Below are 22,902 nucleotides of genomic sequence, written 5' to 3' on the forward strand. Positions count from 1 at the left end.
ATCATGATTTCCCAGGGGCCGCCCGACGAGCGGCCGGTGTCCGAGGCCGATATTCAGGCCTACACTGACGGCTCGCTGGCCGGCGAGCACGCCGCGCGCGTGCGCCGCTATCTGGCGCGGCGGCCCGGCGAGTGGCATCGGATCCTGTTCTATCGGCGTCTCAACGCGCAGATGCGCCGTTCGTTTCAGGCCGGCGATGCGTCGCTTCAGGCTGCTGAGGACGCCGCGCCGGACGCCGCGCATGGCGTGTCGGCGCGGCGTGCCCGATTCCGCCTGCCGGGCGTCTGGCGACGCCGTGCCGCCGCGTTCGCGCTTCTGTGTGCGATGCTCGCGGCAGGCGCGGCCTGGCTGGCGCTGACCGAACCGGACGAGCACGCGCTCAACAACGCCGCCGTCATGGCGCTGATGGAAGCGGCCCCGGCCGCCCCGGTCGCCCCGGTCGCGTCCCTTGGCGCCGCCGATGCCGCTGGTTTCGCCGGTTCGCTCAACGTCGGCGAGGTCCGTGCCGTGCCGTTCGATCTCGCTTCGGCGGGCTTGCGGCTCGTGTCGGCGGGCACGATGGAGCTGGGTCCGTTTGCGCGCGCCGCGCGCTACGTCTACGAAAACGGCGATGGCGCGCCGGTCGTGCTGCTGGGCGCGCGCGCCTGGTTCGCCGCCGACGAGCCGCAGTGGAGCGCGCGCCGCGTCGGCGCGTTGCGTCTGCTGGGCTGGACGTCGCACGGCACGCGCTGGGTGCTCGCGGGCAACGCCGCGACGCATGGCCTGATGCGCGCCGCCGACATCGCCACGCAGCAGCAGGGCGGCGGCGCGCGTGAACCGCGCCGCACGCACGAGTAAAGAGGGCAGACAAGGATGCAACATGGACATCCGTGACGAACTGATCGACCACGTGCCGCGCCTGAGGCGATACGCGCGCGCGCTGATCAACAACCGCGAGCTCGCCGACGATCTCGTGCAGGACACGCTCGAACGCGCGCTCGCGCGCACCGAGCTGTTCCGCGCGGGCACCGACCTGCGCGCCTGGCTGTTCACGATCATGCACAACATCTTCGTGAACCAGGTGCGCAAGTCGGCGGCGCGCGGCACGCACGTTTCCGTCGACGACGACAGCGTGCCCGAAACCGACTACGCCGTCGCCGCCACGCAGACCGGCGCGCTCGAAGTGCGCGACCTCGACTTCGCGTTGCAGCGGCTGCCGGTCGAGCAGCGCGAAGTGGTGCTGCTGGTGGGCCTCGAAGAAATGAGTTATGCCGATGTGGCGCTCGCGCTGGACGTCCCCATCGGCACGGTGATGTCGCGGCTGTCGAGAGGACGCGAGCGCCTGCGCGCGCTCATGGCCGGCGCGACGCCGCGTGCGAATCTGAAGGTGGTGCGATGAGCGAGCAACAAATTCCCGTGACCGAAGACGAAATTCACGCCTACGTGGACGGCACGCTCTCGGAAGCGCGCCGCGCCGACGTCGAGCGCGAGCTCGAACGCAATCCCGAACTCGCCGCGCGCGTGGGCGACTTCTTTTCGCTGAACAGCCTGCTGCACGAGCGCTTCGACAGCCTGCTCAGCGAGCCGGTGCCCGCGCGTCTGCGCGTGGCGCGCGAGGAACCCGCGCAAGCGGCGAGCGTCGTGAAAGCGCCCGCGCGCGCGGCCGCGAACTGGCCGAAGTATGCGGGCATGGCGGCGGCGCTGGTGCTCGGCGTCGGTATCGGCTGGGGCACGCATTACGGCGCGGATTTCCTGCCGGGCGCGCCCGATCGCGGCAATCTGCACACGGCGAGCGCCGATTCGACGATGAACTTCGTGCACGAAGCCGCGCTCGCCCATGTGGTCTACATGCCCGAAGTCGCGCGTCCCGGCACGCTGAGCGGCCATCAGGAGCAGGACTTCGTGCAATGGCTCTCGAACCGGCTCGGCACCGACGTGCATCCGCCGATGCTATCCAGGAGCGGCTTCGAACTGGCGGGCGGGCGTCTGCTGCCCGGCCCCGACGGCGAAGTCGCGCAGTTCATGTATCACAACGCCCAGGGTGAGCGCGTGACGCTGTGCATCTCGCACCGCAAGACCAGCAGCAACACTACGGCGTTCAAGCTCTACGAGGACGGCCCCGTGAGCGTGTTCTACTGGATCGACGGCGACTTCGGCTATGCGCTGTCCGGCGGCATCGACCATAAGGTGATGCTGCAACTCGCGCACGATGTTTATTCGCAGTTGACGCCGCATTGACGTCACGTTGATGGCGCGTTGAGGGGGCATTGATCGCGCAAGCGGCGCGCACGGTTCGAGCCGTGCGCGCCGCTTTTTTCTTCATGCCAACGCCGACGCCCCGCTCATTGCGAGCGGGGCGTCGGCGTTGCACGTCGAACAATACGGCATCGGCGAATGATGCAGATTAGCCTCCCGCGTAGATATTGCAGAAGCTCGCCGGACCGACGCACACTTGCGGCGCGCCCGACTCGCTCGTGCCGTGCATCGGCATGCCCATGCCGCTTTGCGCGGCGGGATCGGCCTGGGTCTGTGCGACGCGTTGTTGCGCGCGTTGTTGCGTCGGTTGCTGCGCGGCCACTTGATGCGCGAACACCGGGCTCACATCGGGATACGACGTATCGGTGACGAAGCGCGAGCCGTTGGCTTCGGCCTCGATCAACTGCTGGCGCACTTCCTCGCGCGTGAGTCCCTGTGCCGAGGCTTGAGCGGCGGCGCCCACGGAAGCGAGAGCGATGAAGGTGGCGAACATGGCGCGGCGGATAGACATTTCGAACTCCTGATGAGTAGATTGTTTGCGTGGCCGGAATCGATCGTGGTGGATTCATGTCGGCCTGCATGAGGATGAACACACGGCGCGCCGCGCTATTCCGTGCGCGTGTGTATCTTCGTGTAGCGATGTAAGCGGGGCGCCTGTCGGCCCCGGGCGAACCGATACGCGCGATGGCGGCCCGGCATCGGCCCAATATGACGATTTTGTGTCGAACCGCGCGTGCGAGCTTGCCCGCGAAAGCACCGGTATGGCATGCTTGCGGCGATCAAACGGCCACACGACCATGGATCTCGCTTCGTCCATTGCAACTTATGGCGCCGACATGTCGGGCCTGATATGCGGATTCCGCTTCACGCCCGGCCAGCCGGGCCAGTCCGTCACGGGCGCCGAGGTGCTGCGCGGGCTTCAGCACGCGCGCGCCCAGGCGGCTGAAGCCGCCGAAGCGGCCGAGGCCGCCCGGCGCAACGCCAACGCGCTCACGCCCGATTGCGCCCCGACTTCACCGGAGTCGGCGCAAGCCGAGCCCGCGCAAGCCCAGCCGATCCCCGCCGACGACGGCGCCTTCTACTGGCTGCACTTCAATCTCGCGCACGCCGCGAGCGCCTCGTGGATGCGCTCGCATCTGGACCTGCCCGATGGCTTTTTCGAAATGCTCGTCGAAGGCTCGCACTCCACGCGTATCGAGCACATGGACGGCGCGCTGTTCGCGGTCGTCAACGACGTGATGTTCGACTTCGAGCTCACGCCTTCGCAGATCGCCACGCTCTGGTCCTATACGCACGAACGCCTGCTGGTGACGGCGCGCATGAAGCCGCTGCGCTCGATCGACCGTTTGCGCGGCGACGTGCGCAACGGCGAGACGTTCCGCTCGCCCGCCGAACTGCTGATCCATCTGATGCGCGATCAGGCCGACCTGATGGTGGAAATCGTGCGCCGCACGAGCATCGACGTGGACCGCGCCGAAGACCAGTTCCTCGCCTCGCGCAGTTCGAAAAGCCGTCACGAACTCGCCGCGATGCGGCGTATTCTCGTGCGATTGCAGCGCATGCTCGCGCCCGAGCCCGGTTCGATTTTCCGTCTGCTCGCGCGTCCGCCGCGCTGGCTGCAACCGCCCGACGTGCAGGATCTGCGCGAGGCGACCGAAGAGTTCTCGCTCGTGCTCGGCGACATGGCCGGGCTGGTCGAGCGCATCAAGCTGTTGCAGGAAGAGATCGCCGCGCGCCTCGAAGAACAGAACAACCGCACGCTTTTCACGCTCACGCTGGTGACCGTGCTCGCGTTGCCGATCAACATCGTCGCGGGCTTTTTCGGCATGAACGTGGGCGGCATTCCGCTCGCGGAAAACCATCACGGTTTCTGGCTGATGGTGCTGGTGGTCGCGAGCTTCACGGCGCTGCTCGGCTGGTGGGTGTTCCGGCGGCGCGGCGATAACTAGCGGCGTCATTCGTAGCGTCATTCGTAGCGCAATCCGTGGCGTAATTCGCAACGCGCGACACGTTTCGCGTCGCAGGGGCTAGCGGTCAAAAAACCACGCTATATACTACGCGCTCGATACGCGGCGCCATGCCGTTTTGCCCCTTTTTTTAGCGCTCTCCAGCCAGTCTATTGACGTCATGGCCGTGCCTCCGCCATCCGCCGAACCCGCGACTTTGTCCACCCCCGAGACGGGCGACGACGCACGCGTTCACGCCACGGCGGACGGCAGTGTGCACGCGCATCGCGCGCCGCAAACATACGACGAATCGAGCGCCGGACCGCACGCCGATTCAGCCGACGAATTGGACAAAACCGCGCACAAGAGCGCGCACAAGAACGCGCCCCCGCAATCCTCCGACGAAACTCCGCTCGACGCCTTGTTGCGCGTGATCGCGCGGCATTTCAACGTGGCCGCCGCCTGCGTGCTGCCCGGCGATGCGGCCTCCGGCGCGCGCGAGTCGTCGTGGCTGGGCGAGAGCGTCGATGCGTCGTTGCGCGAAGCGCTGCTCGAACTGCAACGCGTCGAACGTATCGGACGCGCGCAAGCGGGCGCTTTCGCAAACGGTCCCATCGTCGTCAGCGATGTTGACAGCGATCCGGCCTGGCAAGCGTGCCTGAACCGCGCGAGCGCGCTGCCGTTCCGCTTCGTCGCCGCGTGGCCGCTGGCGGGCGCGAACGGAGCGAACGGAACAAACGGTGACTCGCCGGGCACGCTCTATCTGATCGATCATGCGCCGCGCGAACTGCATGCCGCCGAGCGCGCGAGCCTCGACGATTTCGCGCGCGTGATCGCCACGCTCGCGGAGCAGGGGCCGCGCTCGTACGAGGAATTCGACGCGCTGCGCGCGCGCGAGCGTCTGCTGGCGCTTGCGATCGCGGGCAGCGGCACGGGCATCTGGGACCGCGACGTCGTGACGGGCGAGATCCGCTATTCCACGGGCTGGAAAGCGATGCTCGGTTATGAGGACGACGAAGTCACCAATCGCATCGAAGACAGCATCCTGCGCCTGCATCCCGACGATCGCGACTACGTGAAAGCGACCATGCAGGCGCACTTCGAAGGCCGCACGGCGCACTACGAAGTCGAGCACCGCATCCGCTGCAAGGATGGCAGCTACAAGTGGATCTGCAGCCGCGGCAAGGTCACCGCGCGCGATAGCGAAGGCCGCGCGCTGCGCATGATCGGCACCACGACCGACATTACGTCGATGCGCGAAATGGCCGAGCGTCTGCGCGAGTCGGTGAATCTCGTCACCAATCTCACGAACGAAGTGCCGGGCCTCGTGTTCCAGTGTCATCAGGCGAGCGACGGCCACGTGTCGTTTCCGTATGCGAGCGCGGGCATCGCCGAGATTTACGAACTCACGCCCGCGCAAGTCGGCGCCGACGCGAGCGGCATCGAAGCGCTCGTGCATCCCGACGATCTCGATGCATATCGCGCCTCGTTCGAGGCGTCGGCGGCCGTGCTTGCGCCGTGGCACCTCGAATACCGCGTGTGCCTGCCGCAACAGGGCTTGCGCTGGCGTCAGGGCGATGCGAAGCCGCAGCGTCTCGCCGATGGCGCGACCGTGTGGCATGGCTTTATCACCGACGTCACCGAGCGCAAGCGCATCGAAGCCGAATTGCAGGAGTTCGCCACCACCGACGGCCTCACGCGGCTCGCGAACCGGCGTCATTTCATGGCGCGCGTGGAGGCGAAGCTCGCGCTGCTGCGCCGCGTTGCGAGCGCGGCCAGCGTGACGGGCATGAGCGGCATGAGCAACGTCGGCAGTGTGGCGGCGATCATGATGTGCGATCTCGATCACTTCAAGTCGATCAACGACCGCTTCGGCCACGCAGTCGGCGACGACGCGCTGCGCCATTTCGCGGAGATCCTGCGCCGCCATCTGCGCGCGGGCGACGTGGCGGGGCGTATCGGCGGCGAGGAGTTTGCGATCCTGCTCGACGGCGCCGATGTCGACGGCGCGAGCCGCGTGGCGCGCCGCATTCAGGACCGCATCGCCGCCGAGCCGCTGCAAAGCGCCGAAGGGCCGGTCGCGCTGACCGTGAGCATCGGCATCACGCAGATGAACGCCGACGACAGCGCCGCCGAAGCCGCGCTCTCGCGCAGCGACGTGGCGCTCTATCGCGCCAAGAAGGGCGGCCGCAACCGCATCGAATGCGCGTGAGCGGCGCTTGCTGAGATTGCGCGCACAACCGCCGCGTGCCATCGTGCGCTCCTCATTCGGTCCCTTGGTGTAACGTTCCGGCAAGATCCACGCTTTTTCGCGCACGCAGGCTCGCTGGCGAGCCGCGCGCGCGGTGGAGAGGCCTGTGCCGCTGTTCCAGTCCACCCGTTCCGCCGATGCACCCAGCATGCTCGCGAGGCTGGCGAAGCTCGCCGCGCGCGCGGCCGTGATTGCGCTCGCGGCCGCGTTGCCGCTGCTGGTCTGCGCGCTGCTGACGCGTTACGAAGCCGTGCGCATCGGGCGCAGCGAGGCCGCGCTGGCCTCGAACTTCGTCGTCAATCAGGTGATCGCGATCGTCGAGCAGGCGCGCAAGGCGGCGCGTTCGGTCGCGCCGCACGCGGCCTTGCCCTGCGAGACGCTGTCGCGCGAGTTGTCGCTTGCCGCCGCGATGCAGCCTTACGTCCGCACGCTCAGCATCGTCGACGGCGACCGCGTGGCGTGTTCGTCGGCGTTCGGCAATCAGTCGTTCTCGATCGAGGCGTTCATGAACGGCAACGCGCGTGCGCCGCGCGGCGACTGGCTGATGATCGTGCCGGGCACGCCGATGGTGGCGAACCGGGCCGCGCTGCTGGTGGCCGTGCGCGCGTCGGGCGGGCGCAAGGTGATGGCGGTGGTGGACTCGCAATATCTGCTCGATCTGCTGCACGCGGCCGCGCCGCATACCGAGTTTCGCCAGGCGACGCTGCGCGTGGGCACCGGCCCGGCGCTGCACGAAATTCCCAATGGAACGGCTGACCACGCGAGCAGCGAGACGAACGACGACAGCCCGATGGAGTCCGCGCCCTTGCTCGCCGACGTGCGCCGCACGCTCGACGGCAGCGTGATCGAACTGCGTCTGCAAGGCCTGCCCGAACGCCTGAACGCGACGTGGCGCCTGCTGCTGCTGCGCTATCTGCCGTGGACGGCGGTGCTCGCCGCGCTGCTCGTCTGGCTCGTGCATCGCGTGCAGCAAAGCCGCCGTTCGCGTCGCGAGCAACTACTGCGCGGGATCCGCGCGGGCGAATTCCATGTCGAATATCAGCCGCTGTTCGGCGTCGCCAGCGGCCGTTGCGAGGGCGCGGAAGCGCTGCTGCGCTGGGTGCGTCCCGGCATCGGCACGGTGCGGCCCGACGAGTTCATCCAGGCCGCCGAAGAGGAACACGTGATCGTGCCGCTCACCCAGCATCTGCTGAAGCTGATCGCGCGCGATGTCATGAAATGGCCGACGCTGCCGGGTTTTCATCTCGGCATCAACTTCGCGCCCGAGCATCTGTCGAGCGAGGCGCTGCTGCCCGATGTGCGCGCCTTCACGCGCGCGATCGGCGGGCGCGGCATCGAGGTCGTGCTGGAAATCACCGAGCGTTCGCTGGTGCGCAATACCGACGTGGCGCAGCGCAATCTCGTGGCGCTGCGCAGCGAAGGCGTGCGCGTGGCGATCGACGACTTCGGCACCGGTTTCTGCTCGCTGTCGTATCTGGAGAAATTTCCGTTCGATATCCTGAAGATCGATCGCGGATTCGTGCTGACGATCGACGCGCAGGAACGCAGTGCCGTGGTGCTCGACAGCATCATCGGGCTCGCGCACAGTCTCGATGCGAAACTCGTCGCGGAAGGCGTGGCTTCGCAGGCGCAATTCGATTATTTATGCGCGCGCGGAACGCACTGGATACAGGGCTTTTTCTACGCGAAGCCGATGCCCGCCGACGCGTTCGCGCACTGGTATCGCGGCCCCGGCATGGAGCCGTTTCCCGCGTCGGCGGCGCACGCGCATGCGCAAACCTGAACCGCTTTTGAGGCGCGTAAAAAAACGGGCGGCCTCGACAGGCCGCCCGTTCGCGTGTTGACCTTCAGCGCATGAATCAATGCGGCGAGGTCCAGCCCTTGTAGCTGCCGACGTTGTCGCGCGTGATCAGCGCGGGCGTCATCTGGATCATCGGATCGGCGGGCTTCTTGCCGTTCATGATGCCGTAGCCCACTTCCACGGCGGTTTGCGCCATCTTCCACGGGTCCTGGCTCGCGGACGCCTGCACGAGCGTGTCGCCCTTGAGCGCCGCTTCGATATCGGGCGCGCCGTCCACCGAGGTGATCACGATATTGCTGCGATGCAGCTGCTTCGCGGCGAGGTCGGTGCCGATCGCCTGCGGATCGTTGATGGTGAACACGCCGTCGAGCTTCGGAAAGCGCGTGAGATAGCCCTGCATCGTGTTCATGCCGCCTTCGCGCGAACCCTTGCCGTCCTGATCGTCGGAGAGAATCTTGATGCCCGGCGACTTCGCGAGCACCTGCTTGCAGCCGTTCACGCGGTCGATCACCGCCGAGACCTGCGGACCGTTTTCGATGATCACGTTGCCCTTGCCGTTGATCTTCTTCGCGAGGTATTCGCAGGAGATCGCGCCGGCTTTCACGTTGTCGGTCTGCACGGTGGCGTCGGCGCCCGCGGCGCTCACGTCTACGGCGATCACCACGATGCCGGCCGCGCGCGCCTTGCGCACGACGGGCTCGATCGCCTTGGGATCGGAGGCGTTCAGCAGGATGATGTCCACGTGCGCCGAGATGAAGTTGTCGATCTGCGTGAACTGCTTGTTCAGATCGTAGTCGGCGGACACGGCCGTGACCTTCGCGTTCGGATTGATCTGTTTGGCCTTCGCTTCCGCGCCTTGCACGATGGTCACGAAGTAAGGATTGCCAAGCGATCCCACGGTGACGCCGATCGACTTCAGCTGCTTGTCGGCGGCATGCGCGCCCTGCAGGGCGCAGCCGAGCGCGAGGGCGGCAACGGCGCGAGCGGCGACGGCAACGGCGGTTTTCTTCTTGAACATGACGTCTCCTGAGGGTGCCTTCGAGTTATGTCGTGAGTAATGTCAGCGTGCTGCGTGTTGCAGGGGAAACCGATGTATCAGGTGCGTGCCGAGCCGCGCTGGCGATAGCGGTCGAGCGCCACGGCGCCGACGATCACGAGGCCCTTGATGATGTATTGCCAGATGTCCGAGACGCCGAGCAGCACGAGGCCGTTCGAGAGCACCGCGATGATGAGCGCGCCGATCAGCGTGCCGACGATCGAGCCCACGCCGCCCACGAAGCTTGTGCCGCCCAGAATCACTGCGGCGATCGCATCGAGTTCATACGACTGGCCGAGTTGCAGGCCGTTCGCGGCGTAGAGGCGCGCCGCCGACATCACCGCGCCGAGTCCCGCGAGCAGGCCCGAGGCCGCGTAGACGAACATTTCGATCGCCCACACCTTGATGCCCGAGAGGCGCGCCGCTTCCGGGTTGCCGCCCACCGAGTAGATATGCAGGCCGAGCACCGTGCGGCGCAGCACGAACCACGACGCGGCCACCACCACGAGCGCGATGATCACGAGCCAGGGCACGCCGAGCACCGTGCCGTTGCCGATGAAGGCAAACGAGAGCTGCGGATTGAAGAGAGTGGTGTCGTGGCCCATCAGGCGCGCCACGCCGCGCACGGCGGTCAGCGAGCCGAGCGTGACGATGAAGGGCGGCAGGCGCAGCAGCGAGATCAGCGCGCCGTTGATGAGGCCGAAGCCGAGACCCACGCCGAGCGCGGCGGGAATGCCGAGCCAGCCCCAGCCGACGATGGTCGAGCCGAGCATCGCGGCCACGGCGGAGGCGGCGAGAATCGAGCCCACCGAAAGGTCGATGCCGCCCGTGAGAATCACGAAGGTCATGCCCGCTGCGAGCACGATGTTGATCGACGCCTGCTGCGTGACGATCGACAGGTTTTCGAGCGTGAAAAAGCCGTCGTTGAGCAGGCCGAAGCCGATGCACAAGAGCACCAGCACGGGCAGCATGCCCGCCGTACGCATGATCGACTTCATGCGGGCGCGATGGCCGTCGACGGTCTGGCCGCGCGTGGATTGCGTGCCCTGGGTGGACGTGGCCTCGACCGGGTGGTGGGGAAGAATGCTTTTCATGATGTCGTGCTCCTCAATATCTCTTTGACGGTGGCGATGCGCGTCGAGCGCGGCGCTTACGCGGCTTCGTCCAGCGCGCCTTGCGAGCCGGTGGCGAGTTCGATGATGGCTTCCTGGCTGATGGGTTTGCCGGTGTAACCGCCCAGTTCTCCGGCGAACTGGCCTTCGCGCATGACGAGCACGCGGTCGGCCACGCCGATGATTTCGGGCAGCTCGCTCGAAATCACGATGATGCCCACGCCGGTTTTGGCGAGGTCGTTGATGATGCGGTAGATCTCCGACTTCGCGCCGATATCCACGCCGCGCGTCGGTTCATCGAGGATCAGCACGCGCGGCTTCGTTTCGAGCAGACGCGAAAGCAGCACCTTCTGCTGATTGCCGCCCGAGAGCGCGCCCACGTTCACACGCGGGCTCGGCACGCGTATCGTCAGCGCGCGGATCGACTCCTTCGCACGCGACGAACCGCGCGCGAGATCGAGCACGCCGAAGCGCGCATCGCGGCCCGCCACGGACACGTTGATGTTGTCGCGCACGCTCATGTCGAGAAAGAGGCCCTGATGCTTGCGGTCCTCGGTCAGATAGACGAGCCCCGCGTTGATCGCGTCGCGCGGCGTATGCACGTGCAGCGTCTTGCCGTCGATGGCGATCTCGCCGCGCACGCGCGGTTCCGCGCCGAAGATCAGACGCGCGAGTTCCGTGCGGCCCGCGCCCACAAGCCCCGCGATGCCGAGCACTTCGCCTGCATGCAGGTCGAGGCTGCAGCCGCGCACGCGCTTGTCGTCGGCGACGTCGCGCACGGTGAGCACGGCCTTGCCCGGATCGTAGGGCGCGTGCGCCTTTTTGTAGAAGCCCGAAATATCGCGGCCCACCATCATGCCGACGAGGCTCTCGGCGCTCAGTGCGTCGCGCATCAGCGTGCCGACGTAGCTGCCGTCGCGCAGCACCGAAACACGATCGGACAGCTCGTAGATTTCGGCCATGCGATGGCTGATGTAGATGATCGCGAGACCTTCCTCGCGCAATTGCAGAATGAGCTTGAAAAGGAACTCGGTTTCGCGCGATGAGAGCGGCGTGGTGGGTTCGTCCATCACGATGATGCGCGCTTCGGTGTGGACGGCGCGCGCGATTTCCACAAGCTGGCGTTCGGCGATCGAGAGCGAGCCGACCAGCGTGGTCGGGCCGAACGTGGCGCCGAGGCGTTGCAGCACGTCCTCGCAGCCGCGCTCCATCGCCGCGCGATCGACCATGCCGAAGCGCGAGTTGCCGCGCCGCAGTTCGCGGCCCGCATAGATGTTTTCGGCGACCGAGAGATTGGGCGCGAGGCTCAGTTCCTGATAGATCACGGCCACGCCGAGTTCGCGCGCGGCGAGCGGACCGTCGATCGTCACCGGCTGGCCTTCGATGAGAATTTCGCCGCCCGGATCGGCCTGATACGCGCCCGAGAGAATCTTCATCAGCGTGGATTTGCCCGCGCCGTTTTCGCCCATCAGCGAATGCACTTCGCCGGGCCAGACCGAGAGGCGCACGTTATCGAGCGCGCGCACGCCGGGAAAGGTCTTGCTGATGCCGCGCATTTCCAGCAGCGGCGGCGTCGTTTCAGAGCTCGACATGGCTCTCCTCCTGCGCTTGTACGTTGGTTTGTGCGCCGGCGCCCATCAGGATGCCCGCACGCGGCGAAAAGTTGAAGAACATCGGCAGCGTGGCCGCGCCCAGCGCGCCCGCGTCGGGGCCGAAGGTGCCGCGCACCAGCGCGGGCGTGCCGCGCGCCTCGGGCGCGGTGGCGGCGACCGCCACGCGCAGGCGCTGCATGAGCGTGTCGATCAGGCCCGCGTCCACGTCGGCGTCGAGCACCACGGCGGGCACGTCGAGCACGCAGAGCGCGGAACGCAGCGCGGGCGCGAGCGCGTCGATGCAGTCGTCGAGCCATTCCTCCACGGCCGGATGCTGGCGCGCGATGCAGGCTTCGAGATCGGCGCGGCTGTCGACGGTCTCGCCGCAATATTGCAGATGGCGGCGCAGCGCGATCAGCGAGGCGCGCGAGAGCAGGATGTCCCATTTGCCCTCGGGTTTGTGCGCCGACGGCAGGTTGCCCGGCGGCACCGGCATCACCGCGAAATCGCCCGCGTTGCCGGTCAGGCCGCGCACGCAGTCGCCGTCGATGGCGACGCCGCCGCCGATCGCCGGGCCGAGAAACAGATAGAGGAAGTCGTCGCGCTGACGCCCGCAGCCGTAGAAGATTTCGGCGATGGCGGCGGCGTTGCCGTCGTTTTCGCTGAACACGGGCAGGCCGGTCGCGCGGCCCAGTTCGGCCGCGAAATCGACGTCGCTCCAGACGCGGAAGGTGTCGGCGGGCAGGCCCAGTTCGCGCAGCCAGCTACCGAGGTTATACGGCTGCGCCACGCCGATGCCTGCGAGGCGGCGGCGCTCGTCCTTGTCCAGCAGTCCTGATAATTCTGCGATGTCGCGCTGCACGATTTCCTGCGCTTGCGCGGGTTGCGGCAGCAGCATGTCGTGCGAGCGGCGGCCGATCATCTGGCCCGCGAAGTCGACGAGCACGGTTTCGATATTGGTCCGGTCCAGACGCACGCCGATGGCGAACGCGCCGCGCGGCGAGAGGCGCAGCAGCGAAGCGGGCTGGCCGCGTCCGCCGTCGAGGCGGCGGCCGCTCATTTCGATCAGACCATTGTCGATCAGCGACGTGATGATGCTGCCCACCGCCGTGCTGGTGAGATTGGCGAGGCGCGCGAGGTCGGCCTTCGACGCCTCGCCGGCGCGCCGCAGCGCTTGCAGCAGCAGGCGCTCGTTGAAGCGGCGGACATTGGCCGAGTTGCTGCCCTGACCGACATGCGGACTTCTCACGCGTCTCCTCCGTCAATGTCGAGGTGGTGCCGATGCTTGCCGACCGAACGGGTGTGCTGCTTTCGTCGGCGACTAAATAAATCAAGTTGATTTATTTAATGCCGGATTCTGCGCCGTGTCAGCCTGGGGAAATCCCGGCGCGGGGCGGGCATGGGCTTTGTCGGGCCGCGGCGTCGCTTTTGTCTGGGTTTTGCGGCGCATCGGTTGCTGCATCGGTTGCTATTCACGGCGCATCGCGCGTCGCGTTGGGCGCCCGTTGGAAGCCTTCTCCTGCGCTATCCTTTCGTTGCCTTTCGCCGCTCCAGACAAACATCCCCGACTCGCTTAGCGGAGACACGTCACCCATGGCATTCATGCTGCTCATCGCCGAGCCGCGCGGCCAGCGCGACACGCGCACGCCCGCCGAAGGCGAGGCGCTCTACGCGCGCATGCTGCGTTTCGCCGACGACCTTGCCGCGCGCGGCGTGCTGATCGACGCGCAATCGCTGCTCTCCGATACCCATGCCGTGCGCGTGCAGGTGCGCGAAGGCCAGTCGAGCGTGACCGACGGCCCATTCGCAGAAGCCAAAGAAATGATAGGCGGCTTTTTTCTGCTCGACTGCGCGACGCGCGAAGAAGCGCTCGCGATCGCGCGCGATTGCCCGGCGGCGCAGTGGGCGAGCGTGGAAGTGCGCGAAACGGGGCCGTGCTTTCGTTGAATGAAGCGCGTGGCCTGGGACTTACCCCAGGCCGCGAAAAAAGTGATCGCGGCTTGTCGATTTGCACGCGCCTCGCGCGTCGTCTTGATGAGCGCGTCATCCGATGCCGCTTCAATCCTAATCGAAGATCCACACCAGGAGCCCGCAATGCGATTCATGATCATGGTGCGCGCGAACGCGCAGAGCGAATCGGGCGAGATGCAGCCCGACGAATCTCTTTTCGCCGCGATGGCGAGTTATCACGAGGCACTGGCGAAGGCGGGCGTGCTGCTCGACGCGTCCGGCTTGCAGCCGAGTTCGCGCGGCTTTCGCGTGCATTACCACGACGGCAAGCCGACCGTCGTCGACGGCCCGTTTGCGGAAACCAAGGAATTGATCGCGGGCTACACACTGATTCAGGTGCGCACGCGCGACGAAGCGCTCGAATGGGCGCGCCGTTTTCCGGCGCCGTTCGGCAAGCAGATCGACGGCGCGATCGAAGTGCGTCAGCTCTACGAACTGGAGGACTTCGAACCTTCCGCCGAGATCGAGCGCTTTCGCAAACTCGAAGCCGAGCGCAACGCTTCATCGTCGAATTAAGGCCTGTTCAAACGCACTCAAACCTCACAGGACACGATCATGCACAAGCACATCTTCGTCAATCTGGGCGTGCGCGATTTGAAGCGCTCGATGGACTTCTTCGGCCAGGTCGGCTTCACGTTCGAGCCGAAATTCACCAACGAGCAGGCGGCCTGCATGGTGATCGGCGAGAACATCTTCGCGATGCTGCTGACGCCCGACTTCATGCGCGGCTTCACCGATAAACCGCTGGTCGACGCGCGCGAGCAGACCGAAGTGCTGGTCTGCCTGTCGTGCGAGTCGCGCGACGAAGTGAACACGCTGACCGACAAGGCGCTCGCGGCGGGCGGCACGTCGAAGCGGCCGCCCACCGAATACGGTGACGCCATGTATGGCCGCAGCTTCGAAGACCCCGACGGCCATATCTGGGAACTGATGTGGATGTCGCCCGAAATGGTCGAGAAGGGCGCGCACGGCTCGTGACGTGCGATACGCGTTTCGAGCCGGCCGGCGACGACAGCGGCGACGACGTCCGTGACGCCACGCGCCGCGCCATTGCGGCCGTGTGGCGCATCGAGTCCGCGAAGGTGATCGCCCACGCCGCGCGCATCGTGCGCGACGTGGGACTCGCCGAAGACATCGCGCAGGATGCGCTGCTCGCCGCGCTCGAAAGCTGGCCCGCGAGCGGCATCCCCGAGAACCCGGGCGCCTGGCTCATGACCGCCGCGAAACATCGCGCACTCGACCGGCTGCGCCGCGCGGCCACGCACGCGCGTGCGCACGACGCGCTGGGTGCCGATCTCGATGCGCTCGGCGCGCATGTCGTGCCCGATATCGCCGAAGCCCTGGAAGCCGCGCGCAACGACGATATCGGCGACGATCTGCTGCGCCTCGTGTTCGTCGCGTGTCATCCGGTGCTGGCGCGCGAGGCGCGCGTCGCGCTCACGCTGCGTTTGCTTGGCGGCTTGAGCACGGCCGAAATCGCGCGCGCGTTTCTGGTGCCGGAGGCGACCGTCGCGCAGCGCATCGTGCGCGCGAAGCGCACGCTCGCGCAGGCGCGCGTGCCGTTCGAGGTGCCCGACGCGGCGGCGCGCGCGCCGCGTCTCGCCTCGGTGCTCGAAGTGATTTATCTGATCTTCAACGAAGGCTATGCGGCCACGTCGGGCGCGCACTGGATGCGTCCCGCGCTCTGCGAGGAAGCGTTGCGTCTCGCGCGCATGCTCGCCGAACTCGCGCCCGACGACGCCGAAGCGCACGGCCTTGCCGCCTTGATGGAATTGCAGGCGTCGCGTCTGCCCGCGCGTATCGACCGCGAAGGCCGCGCGGTGTTGCTCGCCGATCAGGACCGCAGCCGCTGGGACGCTTTGCTGATCCGCCGCGGCTTCGCGGCGCTCGTGCGCGCCGAGCAATGCGCGCGGCGCTTCGACGGCGGGGCGGTGGGTCCGTATGTGTTGCAGGCCGCGCTGGCCGCGTGCCACGCGCGCGCGCCGAGCGCGGCGCAAACCGACTGGGCGCGCATCGTCGGCATTTACGATGCGTTGTTGCTGATCGACGCGTCGCCCATCGTGCGGCTCAATCGCGCGGTGGCCGTGGGCATGGCGCAGGGTCCGCAGGCGGCGCTCGATATCGTCGATGGGTTGTGCGGCGAAGCCGTGCTTCAGCAGTATCCGTGGCTGCCCGCCGCGCGCGGCGATCTGCTCGACAAGCTCGGACGCAGGCCCGAAGCCCGCGCCGAATTCGAACGCGCCGCCGCGCTCACGCAGAACGCGCGCGACCGCGAAGTGCTGCTTGCGCGCGCGGCGCGGCTTTCTTGATCGTCCTGATCGTCACGATCGTCACGGGAAGCGCGTTCAAACCAGCTCGACGCGCTTGATCTCTTTCACGATCACGAGATAGCTGATCACGGTGATCAGCGCGTTCACGCCCACGAAGGCCAGCGCGCTGTCGAACGAACCGGTCTTCGCCACGAGGTAGCCGATCGCGATCGGCGTGACGATGCCGGCCACGTTGCCGAACATGTTGAAGATCGAGCCCGAGAGGCCGATGGCTTCCTTCGGCGCGGTGTCGGCGACCACGGCCCAGCCCAGCGCGCCAATGCCCTTGCCGAAAAACGCGAGCGACATCAGCAGGACCACGAGCCAGTCGCTGTGCACGTAATTGCAGCCGACGATGCACGCCGAGAGCGCCATGCCGCCGACGATCGGCGCCTTGCGCGCGAGGGTGAGCGAGCAGCCCGCGCGGATCAGCGAATCGGAGATCACGCCGCCCAGCACGCCGCCGAGAAAGCCGCAGATCGCGGGCAGCGACGCCACGAGGCCCGCTTGCAGGATCGTCATGCCGCGCGCCTGCACGAGGTAGATCGGGAACCACGTCAGGAAGAAGTACGTGATCACGTTGATGCAGTACTGCGCGAGATACACGCCCAGCAGCATGCGGTTCGAGAGCAGTTGACGCATGATGCGCCAGCCGTTGCCCTTCGCCTGCACAGCGCCGCCATCGCGCGACTTGCGCTGATGGCCGTTCACGAGGCCGCCGCCTTGTTCGATGTACTCCAGTTCCTGCGGATTCACGCCCGGATGGTTGGCCGGATTCTTCATGACCTTGAGCCAGACGAAGGCCAGCGCGAGACCGGCCACGCCCATCATCAGATAGACGTGATGCCAGCCGTAGGCGTGCGTGACCCAGGCCATCAGCGGTGTGAAGACGACGGCCGCGAAATACTGCGCCGAATTGAAGATCGCCGACGCCGTGCCGCGCTCCTGGGTCGGGAACCAGCTCGCCACCACTTTCGCGTTGGCCGGGAAGGCGGGCGCTTCGGCCGCGCCCATCACGAAGCGCAGCGCGAACAGCGCCGTGACGGCCGCCGCCGTGCTGCCGAGCACGCCAATCGTGCTTTGCAGCAGCGTGAACAGCGACCACAGGAAGATGCTGGTGGCGTAGACGCGGCGCGCGCCGAAGCGGTCGAGAATCCAGCCCGCGGGCAGCTGCGAGAGCACATAGGCCCAGCTGAACGCCGAGAAGATATAGCCCATGCGGATGGCGTCGAAGCCGAACTCCGCGCGCATGGCCGAGCCGGTGACCGAGAGCGTCGCGCGATCCGCGTAGTTGAGGGTGGTGATGACGAAGATCAGCGCAAGGATGACGTAGCGGACTTTCGTGCGGCTCGCGGCATCGGCTGCGCTGGCGGCCGGGCTGGCGGTACGGCTCAACGGCATGGGTTCACCTTGGTTCGTGCGCGGAGGAACGGGTGAGCGTTTCCGCGGAATGTCTCCGAGTGGCCCGAGTTGTCAGACATCGAACCAACTTGTCAGAAGGCATCCTACAATGTCTTACGGCGGCGGAGCAATCGTCTCGACGCATGTTTCGCTAGAATTCAGGGTAAACGTGGTATTGAGCGCGCCGCGCGAGTATGGAATTGTTCGCCAAGTTGTTCGACAACATGACGGGCGCCGCGATCGAGATGTTAACAGCGGCGCCCCTGACTACGAAAGCCCGGGGAGGCGAATTTGAACAGGAAGAAAATGGTGCAAGGGATGATGGGCGCGGTGCTGGGCATCGCGAGCGCGGTTGCGGCGCACGCGGCGACCTTCGTGTATGTCTCGAATGCCGATAGCCAGGACATTTCGGTGTTCCGCGTCGACGAAAGCGCGGGCACGCTCGCGGCGGTCGAGACGGTGCCGGTCGGCGGCACGGTCATGCCGATGACGTTCTCGCCCGATCATCGCCGTCTGTACGCCGGTCTGCGCTCGCAGCCGTACCGCGTGGTGAGCTTCGCGATCAATCCGCTCGACGGGCGGCTCGCCGAACTCGGCCGCGCGCCGCTTGCCGAAAGCATGGCCTATCTCTCGACCGACGCGACGGGGCGCTATCTGCTCTCGGCCTCGTATGGCGGCAACCAGCTCGCGGTGAACCGCATCGGCGAAAACGGTGTGGCGGGCGACGTGCAGCAGACCATCAAGACCGGGCCGATGGCGCACGCGATCCGCACCTCGGCGGACAACCGTTACGCGTTCGCGTCCGTGCTGGGTTCCGACGCGTGGCTGCGTCTGCGCTTCGATGCCGCCACGGGCCAATTGACCGAGGATGCCGCGCCCGCATATGCGCTGCCCGAAAAGTCGGGCCCGCGCCATTTCGTGTTTTCGTCGGACAGCCGCTTCGTCTATCTGATCGACGAACTCGACGGCAAGCTGCACGTGCTCGCGTTCGACCGCACGCACGATACGGTCAAGCCGATCCAGACCATTTCGATCCTGCCCGCCGATTTTCACGGCGACAAACCGTGGGGCGCCGATCTGCATCTGACGCCCGATGGGCAATTCCTCTATACGTCGGAGCGCACGTCGAGCACGCTGGGTGCGTATCGCGTCGATCGCGCCACGGGCAAGCTCGCGCGCATCGGCACCTATGCCACGCAGAAGCAGCCGCGCGGCTTCAATATCGATCCGTCCGGGCGCTGGCTGTTCGCGGTCGGCCAGTTGTCGCCGCAGATGAGCGTGTACCGCATCGACGCGAAAACGGGCGCGCTCGAAGAGACGGGGCAGGTGCCGGTGGGTAAGGGCGCGAACTGGGTGGAAGTGGTGCGTTACACGGGGTCGAACGAGTAACGCAGCCGGCGCGCGTTGAATGCGCTGCGTCCGCGCCGGTTTTCGTGCGCGGACGCAACCCGGCTAGTTAGCGCAGCGAGCAGTTGAGCCAGTGATTGATGCGCTCGCCGTCGAGGCGCGAGCCTTCGGCGCTGGCGCTGCCGAGCATCGTGACGATCACGGGGCGGTGGCCGTGCACCATCACGCGCATGACCATGTTGTGGCCCGACTCGTTGATGAAGCCGGTCTTTTGCAGGCTCGCCTGCACGCGGTTGTAGCGCACGAGGCGATTGCTGTTCACATATTGAAGCTGCCCGCGCCCGGTGGGCACGCGTTCCTGATGATCGGTCGAATAGCGGCGGATCAGCGGATAGCCGTTGGCCGCGCGCACGAGCCGCGCGAGTTCGCGCGCCGTCGAAACGTTCTGCGGCGAAAGCCCCGTTGCGTTGACGAAGTGCGTGTTCGGCATGCCGAGGCTCGCGGCCTTTGCGTTCATCGCCGCCACGAAGGCGGGCTGGCCGCCCGGATAGTCGCGCGAGAGCGCCGAGGCCGCACGGTTCTCCGACGACATCAGCGCGATATGCAGCATGTTCGCGCGCGAGAGGCTCGACCCGACGGTGAGGCGCGAGTGCGTGAACTTGAGCGTGTCGAGATCGGCGTCGGTCACGTCGAGGCGGCGCGCGAGCGGCGCGTCGCGCTGATCGAGCCAGACCACGGCCGTCATCAGCTTCGAGACCGAGGCGATCGGCACGACCGAATCGGCGTTGCGCGCGAACAGCGGCGTGTGCGTCTGCTCGTCGACGATGAACACCGAGTGCGAGAACAGATGCTTGCGCGAGGCGGGCGTGTAGCCGCAGCGCGCCAGCAGATGCGGACCTTTCACGTTCGACGCGGCGGTGTGCGGCTCGACGTAAGGGATGATCTGCGGGGTGAAATTCGCGGCGTTATTCTGGGTGTCATTCGCGACACTGGCCTGCGCGTTTGCTGCGGGCGGGTTCGTGTGCTGCTTGAGCAGCGCTTTCGGCTTCGGTGTGGCATGCGACTTCGCGTGCGCTTTAGCGTGCAGCTTCGCGTGCGGTTTTGCATGCGCCTTCGCGTGCGGCTTCACGTGCGCGATAGCGCTGTGCGGGGCGCTGTGCGCGCCGTGCCCATGCGGCACGGGCTTCGCTTTCGTGCGCTTGCCGCGGCGCTTCGCGTCGGGCGTTTTCGTCGCGGCGAGCGCGGGCGCGGTGCGTTGCGCCGAGCGCGGCTTGCGGGTGATTTTCTTCTTCTTGGCGACTGCGTGCACATGCGGATCGGCGCGATGCCGATGCGTGGTGGCGGCGAAGCTCGCGGTGGCGGTCAGGCCGGCGAGCACGAGCGTGGAAACGAGGAGCGAAAGTCGAGAGAGGGAAATCACCGGCAGAAAAATTGAGGCGGGTAGTTCGAAAGAGGGCGACGAGAAACGACGAAAAGCGATGAGAAGCGATGAGAAACAACGAAAGCGCGGCGGCGCGACGCGAGGCGTTTCACCGCGCGTGAGGCCTCAATGGTACAGGTAGAACGCGCCGCCGCGCGCATTCTTCGCGTTTTTCCGCCGATATCGCAGCAAATTGGCGCATGAAGCGTTGAAAAGGCGATCGCAAAAGCGGACGTAAAAGCGCCGTCTCGCGAGCCAGGGTTGAACCTGTTTCGCGCGCACGTTACCGGTCTCAGGGTTATCGCGAATGGCTGCGTTCGCGCACCGATTTGTATGATGGGCCAGAACATGCCGATGCTCCCGCCCATGCGTTCCGGCTGTGCAGTCGCCGCTGCTGCGTCGAGCGTGGCGGTGCAACGCAGGCTCATGAACACGCTCACTCCCGCCCCCGCTTCCTTGCTCGTGCATTCGCTCCGCCGTCGCGCCGAGGCCTTCACTGACGCCGCCAATCTCGCTAGCATGCTGGATTGCGCCCGCATCCGTTACCGGAGTGTCTAGATGCCTCGCTTCGCCGCGAATCTCACGATGATGTACAACGAGCACGCGTTTCTCGACCGCTTCGCCGCCGCCGCGCGCGATGGGTTCGACGCCGTGGAATATCTGTTTCCGTATGACCATCCGGCCGCCGAAGTGAAGGCGCGGCTCGAAGAAAACGGGCTCACGCAGGCGCTGTTCAACGCGCCGCCCGGCGACTGGGCCGCGGGCGAGCGCGGTCTCGCCTCGCTGCCGGGCCGCGAGGACGAATTCCGCCGCGGCATCGACAAGGCGCTCGATTACGCGCGCGTGCTCGGCAATCGCAAGCTGCACGTGATGGCGGGCATCGTCGCGTCGGAGGCTACGCGCGCGCAGCAGCGCGAACTGTATCTCCAGCATCTCGACTACGCGGCGCAGGCCGCGCGCGGCGAGGACATCACGATCCTGATCGAGCCGATCAACACGCGCGACATGCCGGGCTATCTGCTCAATCGCCAGGACGACGCGCACGCGATCTGCGCCGAAGTGGGCGCGCCGAATCTGCAGGTGCAGTTCGATTGTTACCACTGCCAGATCATGGAGGGCGACCTCGCGGTCAAACTCAAGCGCGATATCGCGGGAATCGGGCATATTCAGGTGGCGGGCGTGCCCGAGCGGCACGAGCCCGATAGCGGAGAACTCAATTATCCGTGGCTCTTTTCGCTCATCGACGAACTGGGCTACACGGGCTGGATCGGTTGCGAATACTGGCCGCGCGCGAAGGCGTCGGACGGTCTTGGCTGGATCCGGCCTTATATGAAAATGCGATGAATATGCGATGAAGGCGCGCGCCTGAGGCAGTCGTTCGTGCGTGCGCGGTATGCGGTGCATTCCATCAGGCTTGAACGGAGCGTTCGACTATGAAAGTGCTGATTACCGGCGGTGCAGGATTTCTCGGCCAACGACTCGCGGGTGAATTGCTCACGCGCGGGACGTTGAAGATCGGCGGCGTGGCGCAGCGCATCGACGAGATCGTGCTGCTCGACGTGACGCGCGCGACGGGACCCGACGATCCGCGCGTGCGCATCGAGGAGGGCGATATCGCCGAGCGTGCCGTGCTGGAGCGCGTGATCGACGGCGAAACCGCCGTGATCTTCCACCTCGCGGCGATGCTGAGCGCGGAAGCGGAGGCGGCGTTCGACGAGGGCATGCGCATCAATTTCGACGCCACGCGCGAACTGCTCGAAGTCTGCCGCGCGCGCGGTCATGCGCCGCGACTCGTGTTCACGAGTTCGGTGGCGGTCTATGGCGGCGATATTCCCGAAGAAGTGCAGGACGATACCGCGCTGAACCCGCAATCGTCGTATGGCGTGCAAAAGGCGATGGCCGAATTGCTGCTCAGCGATTATTCGCGGCGCGGATTCGTCGATGGGCGCGTGCTGCGTCTGCCGACCATCAGCGTGCGGCCCGGCAAGCCGAATGGCGCGGCGTCGTCGTTTGCGAGCGGCATCATCCGCGAGCCGCTCAATCGCGAGATCAGCGTGGTGCCGGTGAGCGGCGCGACGCGCGTCTGGCTGCTCTCGCCGCGCATCGCGATCGAAAACATCGTGATGGGTGCGGAAATCAACGCGGCGGCGCTCGGCCATTCGCGTGTGGTGAATCTGCCCGGCGTGTGCGTGACCGTTGACGAAATGGTCGAGACGCTGAGCCAGTTCGCGGGACCGAAGGCGGTGGCGCGCATCGAATGGGCGCCGGACGAGACGATCGAGCGCATCGTCAGCAGCTGGCCGGCGAGCTGGAATCAGCGCCACGCGAAGAAGCTGGGCTTCAGCGGCGAGACGACGTTCCGCGCCATCGTGCAGACCTATCTGGAAGACGAACTGCATATTCTGCCCAAACGCGATCACGGGCATCATTAGACGCGCATCG

General features: G+C 66.5%; 20 protein-coding genes. 13 read left to right on the top strand and 7 right to left on the bottom strand.

Annotated features, from left to right (window positions below; genetic code table 11):
* The first annotated feature begins 3 nt into the window (after positions 1-3).
* Genes LDO54_RS10230 through LDO54_RS10240 form a run of 3 tightly spaced genes read left to right on the top strand, consistent with a single transcriptional unit; the run spans position 4 to position 2,217 of the window.
* Positions 4-837 (top strand): transcriptional regulator, encoded by an 834-nt coding sequence (locus LDO54_RS10230; protein WP_224009828.1) that lies wholly within the window; start codon positions 4-6, stop codon positions 835-837.
* Positions 838-859: 22 nt separating this feature from the next.
* Entirely contained in the window at positions 860-1,378 is a 519-nt protein-coding gene (locus LDO54_RS10235) for a sigma-70 family RNA polymerase sigma factor (RefSeq protein WP_224009830.1), read from the top strand.
* Positions 1,375-2,217, top strand: a complete 843-nt coding sequence (locus tag LDO54_RS10240; protein WP_224009831.1) for an anti-sigma factor family protein — start codon at positions 1,375-1,377, stop codon at positions 2,215-2,217. Before LDO54_RS10235 ends, LDO54_RS10240 begins: the two co-directional genes overlap by 4 nt.
* 166 nt (positions 2,218-2,383) lie before the next feature.
* Here LDO54_RS10240 and LDO54_RS10245 read toward each other — a convergent pair whose 3' ends face one another.
* Positions 2,384-2,746, bottom strand: a complete 363-nt coding sequence (locus tag LDO54_RS10245; protein ID WP_224009840.1) for a DUF4148 domain-containing protein — start codon at positions 2,744-2,746, stop codon at positions 2,384-2,386.
* Between the two features lie 286 nt (positions 2,747-3,032).
* Here LDO54_RS10245 and LDO54_RS10250 point away from each other — a divergent pair, with 286 nt between their 5' ends.
* The 3 genes from LDO54_RS10250 (at position 3,033) to LDO54_RS10260 (ending at position 8,215) form a co-directional block, all read left to right on the top strand.
* Positions 3,033-4,184: a transporter gene (locus LDO54_RS10250; protein WP_224009843.1), complete on the top strand. Its 1,152-nt coding sequence runs from the start codon at positions 3,033-3,035 to the stop codon at positions 4,182-4,184.
* A 214-nt stretch (positions 4,185-4,398) separates the two neighbouring features.
* Positions 4,399-6,393, top strand: coding sequence for a sensor domain-containing diguanylate cyclase (locus LDO54_RS10255; protein WP_224009845.1), 1,995 nt, complete (start codon positions 4,399-4,401; stop codon positions 6,391-6,393).
* A gap of 145 nt (positions 6,394-6,538) precedes the next feature.
* The gene (locus LDO54_RS10260; protein WP_224009847.1) at positions 6,539-8,215 is read left to right on the top strand and encodes an EAL domain-containing protein; all 1,677 of its coding nucleotides are present in this window, start codon (positions 6,539-6,541) and stop codon (positions 8,213-8,215) included.
* Between the two features lie 76 nt (positions 8,216-8,291).
* On the opposite strand, the gene LDO54_RS10265 is transcribed toward LDO54_RS10260, so the two are convergent.
* The 4 genes from LDO54_RS10265 to LDO54_RS10280 form a co-directional block, all read right to left on the bottom strand.
* Positions 8,292-9,251, bottom strand: a complete 960-nt coding sequence (locus LDO54_RS10265; RefSeq protein ID WP_224009849.1) for an ABC transporter substrate-binding protein — start codon at positions 9,249-9,251, stop codon at positions 8,292-8,294.
* Between the two features lie 77 nt (positions 9,252-9,328).
* Positions 9,329-10,363: an ABC transporter permease subunit gene (locus tag LDO54_RS10270; RefSeq protein ID WP_415774525.1), complete on the bottom strand. Its 1,035-nt coding sequence runs from the start codon at positions 10,361-10,363 to the stop codon at positions 9,329-9,331.
* A 56-nt stretch (positions 10,364-10,419) separates the two neighbouring features.
* Positions 10,420-11,973, bottom strand: a complete 1,554-nt coding sequence (locus LDO54_RS10275; protein ID WP_224009851.1) for a sugar ABC transporter ATP-binding protein — start codon at positions 11,971-11,973, stop codon at positions 10,420-10,422.
* Positions 11,960-13,222, bottom strand: a complete 1,263-nt coding sequence (locus LDO54_RS10280; RefSeq protein ID WP_224009853.1) for an ROK family transcriptional regulator — start codon at positions 13,220-13,222, stop codon at positions 11,960-11,962. Before LDO54_RS10280 ends, LDO54_RS10275 begins: the two co-directional genes overlap by 14 nt.
* A gap of 344 nt (positions 13,223-13,566) precedes the next feature.
* Between LDO54_RS10280 and LDO54_RS10285 the strand changes: the two genes are divergently transcribed.
* From LDO54_RS10285 to LDO54_RS10300, 4 genes are all read left to right on the top strand, one after another.
* The gene (locus tag LDO54_RS10285; RefSeq protein ID WP_224009855.1) at positions 13,567-13,920 is read left to right on the top strand and encodes a YciI family protein; all 354 of its coding nucleotides are present in this window, start codon (positions 13,567-13,569) and stop codon (positions 13,918-13,920) included.
* Positions 13,921-14,067: 147 nt separating this feature from the next.
* Positions 14,068-14,499, top strand: a complete 432-nt coding sequence (locus tag LDO54_RS10290; RefSeq protein WP_224009857.1) for a YciI family protein — start codon at positions 14,068-14,070, stop codon at positions 14,497-14,499.
* Between the two features lie 39 nt (positions 14,500-14,538).
* On the top strand, positions 14,539-14,961 hold the full coding sequence (locus tag LDO54_RS10295) for a VOC family protein (protein ID WP_224009859.1): 423 nt from the start codon (positions 14,539-14,541) through the stop codon (positions 14,959-14,961).
* A complete protein-coding gene (locus LDO54_RS10300) occupies positions 14,958-16,292 on the top strand; it encodes an RNA polymerase sigma factor (RefSeq protein ID WP_224009861.1) in 1,335 nt (444 codons plus the stop codon). The genes LDO54_RS10295 and LDO54_RS10300 overlap by 4 nt, the downstream gene beginning before the upstream one ends.
* Positions 16,293-16,328: 36 nt before the next feature.
* Here LDO54_RS10300 and LDO54_RS10305 read toward each other — a convergent pair whose 3' ends face one another.
* The gene (locus tag LDO54_RS10305; protein WP_224009863.1) at positions 16,329-17,693 is read right to left on the bottom strand and encodes an MFS transporter; all 1,365 of its coding nucleotides are present in this window, start codon (positions 17,691-17,693) and stop codon (positions 16,329-16,331) included.
* 306 nt (positions 17,694-17,999) lie between these two features.
* On the opposite strand from LDO54_RS10305, the gene LDO54_RS10310 reads away from it, so the two are divergent.
* Complete coding sequence (locus tag LDO54_RS10310; RefSeq protein ID WP_224010122.1) at positions 18,000-19,082, top strand: lactonase family protein; 1,083 nt, start codon at positions 18,000-18,002, stop codon at positions 19,080-19,082.
* 67 nt (positions 19,083-19,149) lie between these two features.
* Here the strand turns inward: LDO54_RS10310 and LDO54_RS10315 are convergent, their stop codons facing one another.
* The gene (locus LDO54_RS10315; protein WP_224009865.1) at positions 19,150-20,460 is read right to left on the bottom strand and encodes a serine hydrolase; all 1,311 of its coding nucleotides are present in this window, start codon (positions 20,458-20,460) and stop codon (positions 19,150-19,152) included.
* A gap of 558 nt (positions 20,461-21,018) precedes the next feature.
* On the opposite strand from LDO54_RS10315, the gene otnI reads away from it, so the two are divergent.
* Positions 21,019-21,804, top strand: a complete 786-nt coding sequence (gene otnI, locus LDO54_RS10320; RefSeq protein ID WP_224009867.1) for a 2-oxo-tetronate isomerase — start codon at positions 21,019-21,021, stop codon at positions 21,802-21,804.
* A gap of 89 nt (positions 21,805-21,893) precedes the next feature.
* Positions 21,894-22,892 carry a D-erythronate dehydrogenase gene (gene denD / locus LDO54_RS10325; protein ID WP_224009869.1) on the top strand — a complete coding sequence of 333 codons (999 nt, stop codon included), beginning with the start codon at positions 21,894-21,896 and terminating at the stop codon, positions 22,890-22,892.
* Positions 22,893-22,902 lie beyond the last annotated feature (10 nt).

Origin of the sequence: Paraburkholderia tropica, assembly GCF_914484835.1 — a bacterium.
GTDB classification, from domain to species: Bacteria; Pseudomonadota; Gammaproteobacteria; order Burkholderiales; family Burkholderiaceae; genus Paraburkholderia; species Paraburkholderia tropica_A.